Genomic DNA, 15,985 nt, shown 5'->3' with positions numbered 1-15,985 from the left:
CTGCGGTCAAAGCCCTGACCCGCCGATGGATCGTATCGACCTGGGCCAGGAAGGTGCACCGGGCGAGACGACGGCGTGCAAGTTCCGGCACTTGCTGGAAAAGCATGGCTTGGCGGACGCGCTGTTCGCCGCCGTTGGCACGCACCTGATGAGCGTCATCGCACGCGAAGCGCAGCTTCGCGATGACGGCGAACGCCCAAGCGCTGTGCGCTTGGGCAGGGAATCACGACAGGAAGCCATCCGCAGGATGGCGCGCCTGGAGGGATTCGAACCCCCGACCAATGGCTTCGGAAGCCACTACTCTATCCGGCTGAGCTACAGGCGCGTTGGACGCGATGGCGGGGCATCGCGGTCGGGCATTCTCGCATGATTGCAGGCGGCTGTCCCACTGGTAGGCTTGGAAGATGGCTTCCGAACTCGATGATCCCTTGCCCGTGCCGGAATGGCGCGTGCGGTTGCGCCTGTATTGGGCGTTGGTGCGGGGTGACCGCCCGATTGGCTGGATGCTGCTGCTGTGGCCGACATGGTGGGGCCTGTGGCTGGCGGCAAAGGGCTTGCCGGCGTGGTGGCCGCTGCTGGTCTTCACGCTGGGGGTGTGGTTGACCCGTTCGGCCGGTTGCGTGATCAACGACTATGCCGACCGCTGGCTGGATGGCAGCGTGGAACGCACCCGGCAGCGGCCGCTGGCCACCGGCGCGGTCTCCGGGCGCGAGGCGCTGGTGGTGTTCGCGGTCTTGATGCTGGTAGCGTTCGCGCTGGTGCTGACCCTGAACCGGATGGCCATCTGGATGAGCGTGGTGGGCGTGTTCCTGGCCACCACCTACCCCTACCTGAAGCGTCACACGTACCTGCCGCAGGTATATCTGGGCATGGCGTTCGGCTGGGGCATCCCGATGGCTTTCGCGGCGCTCACCGGGACGGTACCGAAGTTGGGCTGGTTGCTGTACGTGGCCAACATCTTCTGGGCCACGGCGTACGACACTTGGTACGCGATGGTGGACCGCGACGACGACATCCGCATGGGCGCCAAATCCACCGCGATCCTGTTCGGCGACATGGATCTGGTGGCGCAGGGCGTACTGTATGCCTGCACCTTCGCCGCACTGGCGCTGGTGGGCCGCGAAGCCGCACTGGGGCCGTGGTATTGGGGCGGCTTGGGCGTGGCGCTGGTGCTGGTGGCGTGGGAGTTCGGGCGGGCCCGCACGCGCCGGCGCGAGGACTGTTTCCGCGCCTTCCTGCACAACAACTGGGTGGGGCTGGCGGTGTTCGTCGGCATCGCACTGGATGCCGCCCTGCGGGCGAAGGTCGCAGCCGCCTGACGGTCACGCCACGCGCGCGCACACCCACGCCTCCACCCGCTGCGCACCGGCCGCACGCAGCACCCCGGCCGCCGCATGCAGGGTGGCGCCGGTGGTCATCACGTCATCGAACAACACCACCTGCGCCGGCACGCTGGCCCCGGGCAGAACCCGGAAGGCCCCGCGCAGGTTGCGTTGCCGGGCATCGGCATCCAGCGTGGATTGCGCGCGGGTGGGTTTGCAGCGTTCCAGTACGTCGCAGCCCAGCGGCAGGCTCAATGCACGCGCCAGCGGTCGGGCCAGCTCCAGCGCCTGGTCGTAGCCGCGCCGGCGCAAGCGGCTGCGATGCAGCGGCAAGGGAATCAACAGCGGTGGCGGCGGCAGGGCCGCGAAGTGCTCGGCCATGGCCTGCACCAGTACCCGTCCGGCGGCGAAATCCCGGTGGAATTTCAACCGGGGCAGCAGCCGATTCAGCGGGAATGCGTAATCGAAGGCCGCGTGTACGGCATCCAGTGGTGGCGGCTGGCGCAGGCAGGCACCGCACAGGGCCACGTGCGGCAGCGGCAACGCGCAGCGCGGGCAGGCATGCCGTTGGCGCGGCAGCGCGGCGTGGCAGCCGGCGCACAGGTCGCGCCCGGGCAGGCCCGGCGCATCGCAGACCAGGCAGCGCGGCGGCAGCAGCCAGCACAGCGGTGCCGCGTCAACTTTTGGAAATGTTATTTGGTTGACGATGAGGTTCATGCGTCCCAGACTGCGCGCCTGCCCTGTACCTGTCAGTCGGAAAACCCCCATGTCTGCCGTCCGCCCTTTGCCCGTCGAGGCCTTCCCGATCCGCCATGACTGGTCGCGCGCCGAAGTCGAGGCACTGCTGGCACTGCCGCTGCCCGAGCTGCTGCATCGCGCCGGCAGTGCGCACCGGCTGCATTTCGATCCCGGCGAGGTGCAGGTGTCCACCTTGCTGTCGGTGAAGACCGGCGGCTGCCCGGAGGACTGCGCCTACTGCCCGCAGGCAGCGCGCTACCACACGGGGGTGGCGGCCACCAAGTTGATGGAACTGGACGAGGTGCTGGCGAAAGCGCGACAGGCCAAGGCCGCCGGCGCCTCGCGGTTCTGCATGGGCGCGGCCTGGCGCAGCCCGAAGGACCGCGACATCCCCAAGGTGGCGGCGATGATCCGCGAGGTGAAGGCGCTGGGGCTGGAGACTTGCGCCACCCTGGGCATGCTCAGCGGCGAACAGGCCGGCGCGCTGAAAGACGCGGGGCTGGACTACTACAACCACAACCTGGATACCGACCCGGAACTCTACGGCGACATCATCCACACCCGCGACATGCAGGACCGCTTCGATACCCTCGCGCACGTGCGCGATGCCGGCCTGAAAACCTGCTGCGGCGGCATTGTCGGCATGGGCGAATCGCGCCGCCAGCGCGCCGGGTTGCTGATGACGCTGGCCAATCTGCCGGCGCATCCGGACTCGGTGCCGATCAACCGGCTGGTGCAGGTGGAAGGCACGCCGCTGGCCGGCACGGTGGAACTGGACCCGTTCGAATTCGTGCGCACCATTGCCGCTGCACGCATCCTGATGCCGCGCTCGATGGTGCGGCTGTCGGCCGGCCGCGCCGAGATGAGCGACGAATTGCAGGCATTGTGTTTTTGCGCCGGCGCCAATTCCATCTTCTACGGTGAAAAACTGCTGACCACCGGCAACCCCGACACGTTGCGCGATAATGCCCTCTTCGAACGTCTCGGATTGCGCCCCATGCCCATCGAAGAAGTGAAATCCCAACTGGATGCCATTCCCGGCCTGACCATCGTCGGTGGCGAAGGCGGCTGCGGCGGCGGATGCGCGTGCAGCGGCGGCGTGGCCAGCCTGACCATCGTCGGTGCGTCCAGCGAAGCACCGGCCAGCGGTTGCTGCGGCGGCAGCACGTCGCGCGCGCCGGAAGACGGTTGCGGTTGCGGATGCAGCGGCTGCTGACACGGCGCTGCAGTGAACGCGGCACGCAGCGCGATGCGGCACAGCGCACCCGCGTGCGCCGCATCGTCACCCATCGCGCGGGCGTGCATTGCGAAGTCGATGGCCGCTGGCTGCTGAACTTCTGCAGCAACGATTATCTGGGCCTGTCGCAACATCCCGCACTGCTGGCCGCGCTGCACACGGCCACCAGCAGTGGCGGCATCGCCTCGCACCTGGTCTGCGGGCAGACGGCCGAACATGCCGCGCTGGAACACGCATTGGCCGAATGGCAGCAACTGCCGCGCGCACTGTTGTTCGGCAGTGGCTACGTGGCCAATCTCGCCGTGCTGCAAGCGCTGCTGGACACGGGCGACGTCTGCGTGCAGGACAAGCTCAACCATGCCAGCCTGATCGACGGCGCGCGCCTGTCCGGCTGCGCACTCAAACGCTACCCGCACCTCGATGTGGAGGGCGCGGCGCGGCAACTGGCCACGGTTGGCACCGGCGCCGCGTTGCTGGCCACCGACGGCGTGTTTTCGATGGATGGCGACGTGGCCCCACTGCGCGCACTGGCCACGGCGGCACGCCAGCACGATGCCCTGCTGTATGTCGACGAGGCGCATGCCGCCGGCGTGCTGGGCGAGGCCGGGCGCGGCAGCACCTCCGCCGCGGACCTTGGCGCGGCCGACGTGCCGTTGCGGTTGATCACTTTCGGCAAGGCGCTGGGCAGCGTGGGTGCGGCGGTAGCGGGGGATGCCGATGTGATCGAGCACCTGCTGCAAACCGCGCGCGGCGGCATCTACACCACCGCGATGCTGCCCGCGCAGGCGGCGGCGACGCAGGCGGCCATTGCCATCGTGGCCAGCGCGGAAGGCACCGCGCTGCGGCAACGCCTGCAGGAGAACATCGCGCAATTCCGCGAAGGCGCGCTGCGCCTGGGCTTGCCACTGCTGCCGTCCACCACCGCCATCCAGCCGCTGCTGGTTGGCGACGATGGCGCGGCATTGGCACGCTCGCGCGCGCTGGAAGCCCAAGGCCACTGGGTTGCCGCGATCCGCCCACCCACCGTGCCGGAAGGCAGCGCGCGCCTGCGCATCACCCTGAGTGCGCTGCACACCCCGCAGCACATCGCGGGCTTGCTGGAGGCGTTGGCGCGCCAGCGGATACCCGCATGAACGCACCGTCGCCTTGATGCCTACACACCGCCCATGCAAACGTATTTCAGTTCGGTGTAGTCGTGCAGGCCGTACTTCGAGCCTTCCCGCCCGAATCCGGACTGCTTGATGCCGCCGAACGGTGCCACCTCGGTGGACATCAACCCCGTATTGATGCCGACCATGCCGCATTCCAGTGCTTCGGAGACGCGCCAGCCGCGTGCCAGGTCGCGGGTGTAGAAATAGCCCGCCAACCCGGACTCGGTGGCATTGGCCAGCGCGATGGCCTCCGCTTCCGTGCGGAAACGGAACAGCGCCGCGACCGGGCCGAAGGTTTCTTCGCGGGCCAGCCGCATGTCGGCGTTGGCCTCCAGCAGGACCGTGGGCTGGAAGAAGGTCCCGCCCAGCGCGTGCCGCGCGCCGCCGATGGCGATGCGCGCGCCGTGGGCCACGGCGTCGGCGACGTGCGCTTCCACTTTCGCCAGCGCCTTGGCGTCGATCAGCGGGCCCTGGTCGGTCGTGCCCCGCAGACCATCGCCGACGCGCAATGCCGCGACGGCCGCCACGAGTTTCTCGGCGAACGTCGCGTACACATCGTCCTGCACGAGCAGGCGGTTGGCGCAGACGCAGGTCTGCCCGGTGTTGCGGTATTTGCCGGCGATCGCACCGGCCACCGCCGCATCGAGGTCGGCGTCGTCGAACACGATGAACGGTGCATTGCCGCCCAGTTCCAGCGACAGTCGCTTGAGGCCCGGTGCACATTGCGCCATCAGCTGCGTGCCGACCGCGGTGGAGCCGGTGAAGCTGAGCTTGCGCACCTTCGGGTTGCCGGTCATCTCGATGCCGATGGCGGCGGCGTCATCGCCGGTGACGATGTTGAGCACCCCCGGCGGCAAGCCGGCGCGCTCGGCGATCACGCCCAGTGCCAGCGCCGAGAACGGGGTCTGGACCGCCGGCTTGCAGACCACGGTGCAGCCCGCCGCCAGCGCCGGGCCGATCTTGCGACCCAGCATCGCCGAGGGGAAATTCCATGGCGTGATCGCGGCCACCACGCCGACCGGCTGGCGCAGGGTGAGGATGCGCTTGTCGCCCGCGTGGCCGGGGATGGTGTCGCCGTACATCCGCTTGGCTTCCTCGCCGAACCATTCGAGGAAGCTCGCCGAATACGCGATCTCGCCTTGCGCTTCCGCCAGCGGCTTGCCTTGTTCGGCGGTCAGCAATGCGGCGAGGTCGTCCTGATGTTCCAGCATCAGTGCGTGCATGCGCTGCAGCACCTGCGCGCGCGCCTTCGCGGTCTTTCCCGCCCACGCCGGGAAGGCGGCCTGCGCGGCGTCGATCGCCTGGCGGGTTTCATCCGCGCCCATGTCCGGCACCGTGCCCAGCAGCGCGCCGCTGGCGGGGTTGCGCACTTCGCAGCGGCCGCCGCCATCGGCAGCGCGCCAGCTGCCTGCGATGAAGGCGTGCTGGCGCAGCAGGCCGGGGTCCGTGAGCGACAAGGAAGACGTGGAATGCATCGGCGATCCTGCGTGTTGCGGTGGGCCAAGCTTAAGCAAGGGCGCGTCCATTTCGCGCGATAATGCGCGTTCCCCACGCGTCGCGCCTGACCTGACGCCTCTTCGCTGGATGCAATGAACACGCTGCACGTCGAAATCACGGGCCACGGCCCGCCGCTGGTGTTGCTGCACGGCTGGGCCATGCATGGCGGCATCTTCGCACCGCTGGTCGATGCCTTGCGCACCCGCCACACGCTGCATGTGGTGGATCTGCCGGGCCACGGCCACAGCCGCGGCTGCGCGACATCGCTGCAACCGCAGGCGTGCGCACGCGCCATCTTGGACGCGGTGCCGGATGCGCCGTGGTGCGGCTGGTCGCTGGGCGGGCTGGTGGCGCAGCAGGCCGCGTTGCTGGCACCGCAACGCATTCCCGCGCTGGCGTTGGTGTGCGCGACGCCGAAATTCGTGGTGGCCGACGACTGGCCGCACGGCATGGCGCGCGAGGTGTTCACCGGCTTCGAAGCCGGCCTGCGCAGCGATTGGCACGCCACCATCGAGCGTTTCATCGCGCTGGAGGCGTTCGGGTCCGACCACATGCGCGAGGAATTGAAGCTGCTGCGTGATGCCGTGCTGGCGCGCGACGCACCCTCGCAACGGGTGCTGGCGGAAGGCTTGCAGGTGCTGGAGCAGGGTGACCTGCGCGCCGCATTGCCCACGCTGGCGATGCCCAGTGTGTGGCTGGCGGGCCGCCGCGACCGCCTGGTGAACCCGGCGGCGATGCAGGCGTCCGCCGCGCTGGCGCCGAACGCGCGGTTCGTGCAGATCGAGCACGCCGGCCACGCACCCTTCCTGACCCATGCCGGCACGGTGGCGCAGGCGCTGTTGCACTTCCTTCAGGAGCACGCGGCATGAGCGCGGTGCTGTTCGATGCAAAGCAAGTACGCCGCGCGTTCTCGCGTTCGGTACAGACCTACGACGCCGCCGCGCAGTTGCAAAAGCTGGCCGAGGCGCGGCTGCTGGAGTCACTGGAATACCTGGACGATCCGGCACTGGAGCGCAAGCCGCCGCAGCGCATCCTGGACCTGGGCTGCGGCACCGGCAGCGCCAGCCGCTTCCTGCAGAAGCGTTGGCCGAAAGCGGAGATCCTGTCCGTGGACCTGGCCCTGCCGATGCTGCAACACGCGCGCCGCGCAGCGAAGACCTGGAACCCGTTCGTGCAGGCACCACGCCCGCTGTGCGCCGATGCCCGCCGGCTGCCGCTGGCGGAAGGCACGCTGGACGTGATCTTCTCCAACCTGTGCCTGCAATGGGTGGAAGACCTGGAGGGCGTGCTCAACGGTTTCCGTCGCGCGCTCAAGCCGCAGGGCCTGCTGCTGTTTTCCACCTTCGGGCCGGAAACCCTGTGGGAGCTGCGCGGCGCATTCGCGCAGGCCGATGCCGCGCCACATGTCAGCGCGTTCGTGGATACCGCCGGCGTGGGCGATGCCCTCGTCAACGCCGGCTTCTTCCAGCCGGTGGTGGACCGCGACGAGGAAGTGACGCACTACCCGGCGATGGCCGACCTGATGCGCGAACTGCGCGACCTGGGTGCCACCAATGCGCTGGCAGCGCGGCGCAGCACCCTGACCGGCCGCGGCCGTTTCGCCGTGGCCGAACGCGCCTACGAAACCCACCGAACCGGCGCCGGCTTGCCGGCCACCTGGGAAGTCATCAGCGCGATGGCGTGGGCACCGGAGCCGGGTGCGCCGATTCGCGAAGGCGGTGCCGACCTGGTGTCGGTGCCGGTCGCCAGCATCCCGATCCGCCGCCGGTAGCGGCCGTCACTCCAGCAGCGTCGCCAGTGCGCGCAGATCCACGTTGCCGCCCGACAGCACCAGCCCGACCTTGCGCCCGCGGAACAGCGCCGGGTTGCCCAGCACCGCCGCCAGCACCGTGGCCGAGGACGGCTCGATCAACTGCTTGGTGCGCGACCACAGCAACCGCAACGCGGCCACGGTGCGGGCGTCGTCCACCGTCAGCACGCGTGCATCCGCGGCGCGCAGGATGTCGAAATTGATCGCACCCAGGGCGCCGCGCAACCCGTCGCAGATGGTGTCGGGGACAACATCGAGATCGAGCGCGCCACGCGCGAACGAACGCGCGCCGTCGGCGGCACCTTCCGGTTCGGCCAGGTACAACCGGCATTGCGGCGCCAGCGCCTGCATCGCCAGCGCACTGCCGGAGGCCAGCCCACCACCGCCCAACGGCACCACCAGCGCATCGAGATCGGGCTGCGCGGCCAACAGCTCCAGCGCGGCGGTGCCCTGGCCCGCGATCACCCGCGGATCGGTGTAGGGATGCACCACGGTGCCGCCGGTGTCGGCGTGCACCTGCACGCAGGCTGCTTCGCGCGCGGCAATCGTCGGTGCGCAGCGATGCAGGATCGCGCCGTAGTGTTCGATCGCCGCCAGCTTCGCGCGCACCGCGCCGTCCGGCACCACCACATGGCAGGGAATCCCGCGCAGCTGCGCGGCCAGTGCCAGCGCCGCGCCATGGTTGCCGGACGAATGCGTGACCACCCCGCGCGCGGCATCCGCGTCGGGCAGTGAAAAGACCGCATTGCAGGCGCCACGGAACTTGAAGGCACCGCCGCGTTGCAGGTGCTCGGCCTTGAAATGCAGCGCGGCACCGGCCTCGCCGTCCAGCGCGCGGGAGCGCAGCACCGGCGTGACGTGGGCAAACGGGGCGATGCGGGCAGCGGCGTCTTGCAGATCCGCGAACACCGGGGACTGTGCGGCAGGAGGGCTCATGGCCGCATGCTAGCGCATGCACGGGCCCCGCCTTTGATGCCGGCGCGGGGCCCGCAACCGGCACGGTTTTCCGAAAAAACGTGATCCAGTCCGCAGGCTGAATCGCGGATTGTCGAATGACTGACCGCGCGCGTCACTTCACGCCGGTTCGCGTTACTCTATGCGCGCCGGTGCCTGGCGGGACTTTCCGGATCCCCCCTGTTCCGTCGTCCTGCGGGCACCGGCACTTCGTTTCCCTTCGATCCGGCCACCGGGTCGGGAAACCGCGCCAGATCAACAAAAAATGAGGGCCGGATGTCCCCCGACACCCGGCCCTCGTAGCGTCCTCGATCTGCGCAAAATCGGCCCCTGTTCAGTCCGACCATCGCCCTGCGGCGTGCCACATCGAGTGCTGGCACCAGCAAAGCAACCCGCGTGCCAAAGTGACGACATCCTCGGCTTCGGCCTGCCACGCCGGATGCTGGGATAATTCTTGCGGTGCAGGCAGGAGTTTTCCGTGAGCCATTCCTACTACAGCTTCGACGTCATCGTCATCGGCGGCGGGCACGCCGGCACCGAAGCCGCGCTGGCCGCCGCGCGCGCCGGCGTGCGCACGCTGCTGCTGACCCACAGCATCGAGACGGTGGGCGCGATGAGCTGCAACCCGGCCATCGGCGGCATCGGCAAGGGCCACCTGGTGAAGGAGATCGACGCGCTGGGCGGGATCATGGCGCGCGCCGCGGACGCCGCCGGCATCCAGTGGCGCGTGCTCAATGCCAGCAAGGGCCCGGCCGTGCGCGCCACCCGCTGCCAGGCCGACCGCGCGCTGTACCGGACCTTCATCCGCCGCGCGGTGGAAACGCAGGACAGGCTCACCGTGTTCCAGGCGGCGGTGGACGACCTCGTCATCGAGCAGGAGGCCGTGCGCGGCGCGATCACCAACACCGGCCTGCGCTTCCATGCGCCGGCCGTGGTGCTGACCGCCGGCACCTTCCTCGCCGGCAAGATCCACATCGGCGAGACCCAGTACGCCGCCGGCCGCATGGGCGATCCGCCGTCCACCGCGCTGGCGCACAAGTTGCGCGAAGGCCGCTTCGTGGTCGACCGCCTGAAGACCGGCACCCCGCCGCGCATCGACGGCCGCACGCTCGACTATTCGGTGATGGCCGAGCAGCCCGGCGATGACCCGCGCCCGGTGATGTCGTTCCTGGGCAGCACCGCCGACCATCCGCCGCAGGTCAGCTGCTGGATCACCCAGACCAGCGAGCGCACCCACCAGCTCATCCGCGACGCGCTGCACCGCTCGCCGCTGTACAGCGGCCAGATCGAAGGCATCGGCCCGCGCTACTGCCCGTCGATCGAGGACAAGGTGGTGCGCTTCGCCGAGAAGGCCAGCCACCAGATCTTCGTCGAGCCCGAGGGACTGGGCGTCAACGAGATCTACCCGAACGGGATCTCCACCTCGCTGCCGTTCGACGTGCAGCTGGCGCTGGTGCGCAGCATTCGTGGCTTCGAGCAGGCGCACATCACCCGCCCCGGCTACGCCATCGAATACGACTTCTTCGACCCGCGCGGGCTGAAGGCCACGCTGGAAACCAAGGCGGTGGCGGGGCTGTTCTTCGCCGGACAAATCAACGGCACCACCGGCTATGAAGAAGCCGCCGCGCAAGGCCTGCTGGCCGGCGCCAACGCCGCGCGCTTCGTGCGCCAGCAGGACGCGTGGACCCTGCGCCGCGACCAGGCCTACCTGGGCGTGCTGGTCGATGACCTGATCACCCACGGCACGTCCGAGCCGTACCGCATGTTCACCTCGCGCGCCGAATACCGGCTGCAATTGCGCGAGGACAATGCCGATGCGCGGCTGACGCCGCTGGGGCGCGAACTCGGGCTGGTGGATGACGCGCGCTGGGAAAAACATTCGCGCAAACATGCAGCCATTGCCGCCGAAACCGCACGGCTGGGTGGGCTGTGGGCGGCACCCAACAACGCGCTGGGCGCGGCCATTGCGCGCCATCTCGGCATCGAGGTGAGCCGCGAGAACAACGTGCTGGATTTGCTGCGCCGCCCCGAGCTGGACTACGCCGCGCTGATGCGGGTGCCGGAGCTTGGCCCGAGCGTGGTCGATGCGAAGGTGGCCGAGCAGGTGGAGATCGAAACCAAGTACGCCGGCTACCTGGAGCGCCAACGCGAAGAGATCGCCCGCCAGCGCCGCCACGAGGCCACCGCGATCCCCGAAGCATTCGACTACGCCGGCGTGCGCGGGCTGTCCGCCGAGGTGCTGCAGAAGCTCCAGCGCGTGCGCCCGCAGACCGTGGGCCAGGCGCAGCGCATCCCCGGCGTGACCCCGGCGGCGATCTCGCTGCTGCTGGTGCACCTGGAACGGGCAAGGCGCGAACGCGCGGCGTGACGCAAGCCCTCCCCTCAAGGGGAGGGTTGGGCGGGAATGGGCGGGAAGAAGACAACGCCTCCCCCGCGAGTGCAGGCGTATCCTGCGCCCATGAACACACGCACAGCCCTCGTCTTCGCCCTCGCCTGCACGCTGCCGCTGCTGGCTGCCTGCCAGCGCGACACCACCTCCACCAAACCCGGCACCGGCCACTACGCCGTGCAGCCATGGGCCTTGCCGGCGGAGGCGGGATCGCTGGCACCGGATCTGTCACAGACCCCCGATGGCCGCCTGCTGCTGGGCTGGATCAATCGCCGCGAGGGCCGCCGCAACGCCTTGCAGTTCGCCAGTTACAGCGTGGATGCGGGCTGGCAAAGCCAACCGCGCACGATTGCCGTGGGCAACTCGCTGATCGCCAATGCCGCCGATACCCCGCACCTGCTGGCCACACCGGACGGTGCGCTGTGGGTGCAGTGGCTGCAAACCCGGCCGGACGCCCCCTCCGGTTACGACACGATGCTGGCCCGTTCCCGCGATGGCGGCATGACCTGGGCGCAGATCACCCGCGTCAACGAGGATGACACGCCGGCCGAGCACGGCTTCGCCGCGCTGTGGCCGGCCACAGCCGACGCGGCGGGCATCGCCTGGCTGGATGGGCGCGCGCAGGGTGGCGAACATGGGGGCGCGGGCGCGTCTGCCGAACACGCCAGCGACGCGGAGCACCCTGCCGGCGGCGCGATGCAGTTGCGTGCCAACCGTTTCACCCTGGACATGGAGCGCGGCACCGATGCCGTGGTGGCCGCACGCACCTGCGATTGCTGCCAGACCGCCGTGGCGATGACCGCCAGCGGGCCGCTGCTGGCATGGCGCGGCCGCGATGCCGACGATGTGCGTGACATCGTGGTGGCACGCCTGGCGCAGACCGGCTGGAGTACGCCGCAACCGGTACACGTCGATGGCTGGCAGGTGCATGCCTGCCCGCTGGCCGGCCCGGCATTGGCGGCCAGCGGCACCACCGCCGTGGTGGCGTGGTACAGCGCCGCCCATGACCAACCGCTGGTGCAGCTGGCGCGCAGCCTGGACGGCGGTGCCCGCTTCGCCACGCCGGTGGTGGTGGCCAGCGGCCCGGCAGTGGCCGGCAGGGTGGCGGTGGCACTCGACGCACAGCAGGTCTGGGTGGCATGGCTGCGGGAACAGGGCAAGGGGCAGGTGCTCGAACTGGCGCGCTATGCGCCGGATCTGTCGCGCCGCCTGCAGACCTTCACCGTGGCCACGCTGGCGACGCGCGGCATGGCCAGTGGCTATCCGCGGCTGGTGGCCAGCCATGGCAGCGCCTGGCTGGTCTGGACCGACGTGACGGGTGGCACCCCGCATCTGAAGGGTGCGCAAGTCACGCGTTGAGGGTTTCAGTGCCACGCGCGACGGCGCGTTACGCAAGCCCAAGCTTGCGCGCCAGCACCTCGAATTGGCTGCGATTGACATGTTGCGGCAGCAGTTGCTTGCGCAGCTCCGGCAATGCCTGAGCCAGCAAGTCTCGGGCTGACTTGGTCTGGCCGTCGCGATCGAGGGCCTGCGCCAGCTCCGCGCGCGCAACCGCGATATCCAGCGCCATGCCGTTTGCTTGCGTGCGCGCCAGCACATCGCGACGGGCACGCAGGCTGCCCGCTTTGTCGCCCTGCACCCACAGGAAGCTGGCCTCGGCGCGCTGGAACTCGATGAAGATCGGGTGCGTAACCGGCACGAATCGCACGGCGCGCGCACGCGCCTCCGCCAGCAACGGGATGCCGTGGGCGGTGTCCCGCATCATCCACGCCACACGCAGCAGGTTCCAGACGGTGTCGAAATATTCCACCGAATTCTCGCCATCGAGCATGCGTGCACGCTGTTGCAGGCGCAGCAATGTGCTGCGCGCCCGTTCCGGCTGTCCCGCGTAGAGCAACGCCAGCGCATACCATTTTTCGGAACGCCGGCGCTCGATGTGGTCGGGGTCGATGCCCGCCTGATCGAGAATCGCCAGACTGCGTTCGTGCGCGGCAAGCGCACGCGGGTAATCCCCGTAATCGCGGTAGAGATAGCCGATGTTGTATTGGGTGATGGCCTGGTCGATGGGACGTGCACCAGCCGCGCGCGACAAAGCCGCGGATTTCTCGTGCGCCTGCAGCGCCTCGCCCAACTGGCCCGACGTCTGCAACACGGTGCCGAGGGTCGAATAGTACTCACCCAGCTGCACCCCGCTGCGCCCGATCGCCTTTTCATGGATGGTGATGGCGTCATGCAGGCGTGCCTTTGCCTCGACTGCGGTGATCTTTCCGATGGCATAGCCGTTCGCCACGTGCATCCACAGCAGGTCGGCGCGCGCCGGAGCGAGCGCGGGCAATCCGGTGCGATCGCCCGCGAGGATGCCGGCACCGGCCACCTGAAAACCGCGTGCATATTCACCGCAGTTGAACAACATGCGCGAATACATCACTGCGGCCTGCGCCGATTCCGCCGTCTGCGCGTGCGGCAGAGTGGCGGTTGCAGCCAGCACCCGCTTCCACTGCGTGTCGCCCTGCTTGCAGTCGGCCAGGCTGGTATAGGCCACGGCCAATTGTCGTTCCCCGAGGAACCGCTGGTAGATATCGTCGCCTGCAAACTGTCGCCGTAGTGCCATCGCACGTTGCGCCGTGGCCAGGCTTTGCTTGCCTCGCTCCAGGGTTGCCAGCACGCCTGCGTAGCCGTCCAGATCCTTCGCCAGCGCAAGCGCATCGTCGCGATTGGCGGGCGTGACGCCGCGCAGCCCGGTTTCGAACAGGCCCGCAGCGAGGGTCGTTTCGCCCAGCGCACCATACAGGTGGCCAAGCAGGCGCTGGATCGAAGCGCGCGTACGTGGCTGCAGCTGGTTCCTGTCCAATTGCGCGCGGGCCTTGTCCAGCAACTGGCGTACGCTCACATCGGTACTCATCGCCTGGCCTGGGGCAGCGGCGGCCAGGGTGTCAGTGAGGAAGGCCAGTGCCGCACGGGCGCTGGCGCTTTCGCGCGCGGCAACGCGGGCCTGCGCACGCGCCTCGCTGGCCTGCCAGGCTGCAACCCCGATGCCCGCAAGCAAGGCCAGGCCAACGGCGGCGACCGCCGCAGCGAGCGTGCGGTTGCGACGCAGCCACAGCCGCAGGCGCGCCCCACGCCCCAGCCGCATGGCGTCGATGGGGCGGTTGTCCAGCCACGCTCGGAGGTCGTTGGCCAGTGCTTCGGCAGATGCATAGCGTGCATCGGGGTCACGGCGCAGACAGGCCTGCACGACGTGAGCGAGGTTGCCCTCCAGCGCGCGCGCAAGCGCGCGCGGGGTCAAGCCACCACGATTCGCGGCCTGTTGCGCATCCGCCTGGGCCGCAGCAACCGGAAGCGATGCCGGCTCGCGTTCGAGTTGCTGCAGCTGCCGGGCCACCGGCGTGTCGCGGGTCAGGCCGAACGGATGCGTACCCGAAAGCAACCGGTGCAACACGATCCCCAATTGCCAGATGTCGGTGGCCGTGGTGATAGGGGCGTCGTGCAGCTGCTCCGGGGAGGCGTATTCAAAAGTCAAGGCGCGATCGCGGCTGGCGGTCGCATCCACCTCCGCCAGCTGTTTGGCGATGCCGAAATCCAGCAGTTTCACGCGCCCTTCGGTATCCACCAGCAGATTGGATGGCTTGATGTCGCGATGGACGACCAGATTGCGGTGCAGGTAACGCACGGCATCGAGCACCTGCAGGAACAGCAGCACGCGCTGGCGCAGGTTCAGCGCATGCGTGTCGCACCAGCGGTCGATCGACGCACCGTCGATGCGTTCCATCACGAAGTAGGGCTCACCATCGCTGCTGAAGCCGCCATCCAGCAGGCGCGCGATGTTCGGGTGCTGCAGGCCGGCCAGGATCTGGCGCTCCCGCAGGAAGCGCTCGCGCGCCGCGGGGGAATCGGCACTGGCACGGATCAGCTTCAGCGCGGCCCGCTGCACGTAGGCACCATCGCTGCGTTCCACGGCATGGACAGCCCCCATCCCGCCGTGGCCGATGATGCCGGTGATGCGCCAGGGCCCGATCTGGCGACCGGCAGCCGGTGGTGGATCGGCCGTTGCGGGTGCCTGCAACGCCCAACCCCAGGCTGCAGCGCCACCATGAAAAGGTTGCGTGGTGGCCGCATCGGCGGCCAGCAGGGCCTGCACGTGCGCCAGCAATTCGGGGTCGCCCGCGCATTCGTTCGCCACCGCCGCGTCGCGCGCGGCCGGAACCATGTCGGCGACCGCATCGAAGATCGCCAATGCACGCTGCCGCCGCGCCATCGGATCGCGACTCACGTCGCCAGCTCCATCAGCAGGAAGGCACGCGCCTTGCGCCAGTCGCGGCGCACGGTGCGCTCGCTGATGCCGAGCATGTCGCCGATTTCCGCTTCGTCGTAACCACCGAAGTAGCGCAATTCGACGATCTGTGCGGCACGCTCATCGAGCTTGTGCAGGCTGGCCAGCAGTTCATCCAGCGCCAGCACTTCCACCACGGCGGCATCGCCGCTGCCCAGCGCGGCCGTCAGGGTCATGGCATCCTGACCGCCGCCGCGCTTGTCCGCCTTGCGTGCGCGCGCATCGTCCACCAGCACCTGGCGCATCGCGCGCGCCGACAGTGCCAGCAGGTGGTTGCGATCCACCGCGGCAAGCTGCGCACCGCCGGCCAGCTTCAAGTAGGCCTCGTGCACCAGCGCGGTGGTCTGGAAGGCGTCACGCATGCGCCGCAACTGCGCGCGCGCGGCGCGCTTGAGTTCGTCGTAGACGGCGGCATAGGCACTGCCCAGCGCAGTGCTGTCACCGGCGCGCACGCGCGCCAGCAGCACGGTGACTTCGGATGATTGGGCAGCCGATGGCAAGTGTCTTCCCCACACATGTCCGGTTTGTCGGCGAAGTTTCGCATAGGACAGTCACGC

The 15,985-nt window shown here is 69.1% G+C and carries 11 protein-coding genes, 1 tRNA gene and 2 pseudogenes; 8 read left to right on the top strand and 6 right to left on the bottom strand.

The annotated features are described in order from the left end of the window. Window positions 1-34: 34 nt before the first annotated feature. Window positions 35-148: pseudogene (locus tag ACE3OK_RS05280) on the top strand (IS5/IS1182 family transposase); the annotation flags it as partial. Window positions 149-248: 100 nt separating this feature from the next. On the opposite strand, the gene ACE3OK_RS05275 reads toward ACE3OK_RS05280, so the two are convergent. Beyond that, window positions 249-325 (bottom strand) — tRNA-Arg (locus ACE3OK_RS05275). Between the two features lie 79 nt (window positions 326-404). Between ACE3OK_RS05275 and ubiA the strand changes: the two genes are divergently transcribed. Then, window positions 405-1,319: a 4-hydroxybenzoate octaprenyltransferase gene (gene ubiA / locus ACE3OK_RS05270; protein WP_374248501.1), complete on the top strand. Its 915-nt coding sequence runs from the start codon at window positions 405-407 to the stop codon at window positions 1,317-1,319. Window positions 1,320-1,322: 3 nt separating this feature from the next. Here ubiA and ACE3OK_RS05265 read toward each other — a convergent pair whose 3' ends face one another. Next, window positions 1,323-2,039 (bottom strand): ComF family protein, encoded by a 717-nt coding sequence (locus ACE3OK_RS05265; RefSeq protein ID WP_374248500.1) that lies wholly within the window; start codon window positions 2,037-2,039, stop codon window positions 1,323-1,325. 49 nt (window positions 2,040-2,088) lie between these two features. On the opposite strand from ACE3OK_RS05265, the pseudogene bioB reads away from it, so the two are divergent. Further along, window positions 2,089-3,061, top strand: a pseudogene (bioB, locus tag ACE3OK_RS05260) (biotin synthase BioB); the annotation flags it as partial. Between the two features lie 199 nt (window positions 3,062-3,260). Next, a complete protein-coding gene (gene bioF, locus ACE3OK_RS05255) occupies window positions 3,261-4,430 on the top strand; it encodes an 8-amino-7-oxononanoate synthase (RefSeq protein ID WP_374248499.1) in 1,170 nt (389 codons plus the stop codon). A gap of 20 nt (window positions 4,431-4,450) precedes the next feature. Here the strand turns inward: bioF and ACE3OK_RS05250 are convergent, their stop codons facing one another. Beyond that, on the bottom strand, window positions 4,451-5,923 hold the full coding sequence (locus ACE3OK_RS05250) for an NAD-dependent succinate-semialdehyde dehydrogenase (protein WP_374248498.1): 1,473 nt from the start codon (window positions 5,921-5,923) through the stop codon (window positions 4,451-4,453). Between the two features lie 123 nt (window positions 5,924-6,046). Here ACE3OK_RS05250 and bioH point away from each other — a divergent pair, with 123 nt between their 5' ends. Together bioH and bioC are read left to right on the top strand one after the other, a co-directional pair. Beyond that, complete coding sequence (gene bioH, locus ACE3OK_RS05245; protein WP_374248533.1) at window positions 6,047-6,814, top strand: pimeloyl-ACP methyl ester esterase BioH; 768 nt, start codon at window positions 6,047-6,049, stop codon at window positions 6,812-6,814. Then, window positions 6,811-7,716, top strand: coding sequence for a malonyl-ACP O-methyltransferase BioC (gene bioC / locus ACE3OK_RS05240; protein WP_374248497.1), 906 nt, complete (start codon window positions 6,811-6,813; stop codon window positions 7,714-7,716). Before bioH ends, bioC begins: the two co-directional genes overlap by 4 nt. Before the next feature lie 6 nt (window positions 7,717-7,722). Here the strand turns inward: bioC and ACE3OK_RS05235 are convergent, their stop codons facing one another. Continuing rightward, window positions 7,723-8,691, bottom strand: a complete 969-nt coding sequence (locus ACE3OK_RS05235; protein ID WP_374248496.1) for a pyridoxal-phosphate dependent enzyme — start codon at window positions 8,689-8,691, stop codon at window positions 7,723-7,725. A 496-nt stretch (window positions 8,692-9,187) separates the two neighbouring features. Here ACE3OK_RS05235 and mnmG point away from each other — a divergent pair, with 496 nt between their 5' ends. Together mnmG and ACE3OK_RS05225 are read left to right on the top strand one after the other, a co-directional pair. After that, the gene (mnmG, locus tag ACE3OK_RS05230; RefSeq protein WP_374248495.1) at window positions 9,188-11,077 is read left to right on the top strand and encodes a tRNA uridine-5-carboxymethylaminomethyl(34) synthesis enzyme MnmG; all 1,890 of its coding nucleotides are present in this window, start codon (window positions 9,188-9,190) and stop codon (window positions 11,075-11,077) included. A gap of 90 nt (window positions 11,078-11,167) precedes the next feature. Beyond that, window positions 11,168-12,457: a sialidase family protein gene (locus ACE3OK_RS05225; RefSeq protein WP_374248494.1), complete on the top strand. Its 1,290-nt coding sequence runs from the start codon at window positions 11,168-11,170 to the stop codon at window positions 12,455-12,457. 28 nt (window positions 12,458-12,485) lie between these two features. Here ACE3OK_RS05225 and ACE3OK_RS05220 read toward each other — a convergent pair whose 3' ends face one another. Further along, on the bottom strand, window positions 12,486-15,368 hold the full coding sequence (locus tag ACE3OK_RS05220; RefSeq protein WP_374248493.1) for a protein kinase: 2,883 nt from the start codon (window positions 15,366-15,368) through the stop codon (window positions 12,486-12,488). Then, window positions 15,365-15,928, bottom strand: a complete 564-nt coding sequence (locus ACE3OK_RS05215) for an ECF-type sigma factor (protein WP_374248492.1) — start codon at window positions 15,926-15,928, stop codon at window positions 15,365-15,367. The genes ACE3OK_RS05220 and ACE3OK_RS05215 overlap by 4 nt, the downstream gene beginning before the upstream one ends. Window positions 15,929-15,985 lie beyond the last annotated feature (57 nt).

The organism is Thermomonas sp. (genome assembly GCF_041905325.1).
Lineage (GTDB): Bacteria > Pseudomonadota > Gammaproteobacteria > Xanthomonadales > Xanthomonadaceae > Thermomonas.
This window is presented reverse-complemented; position numbering and strand designations above follow the sequence as displayed.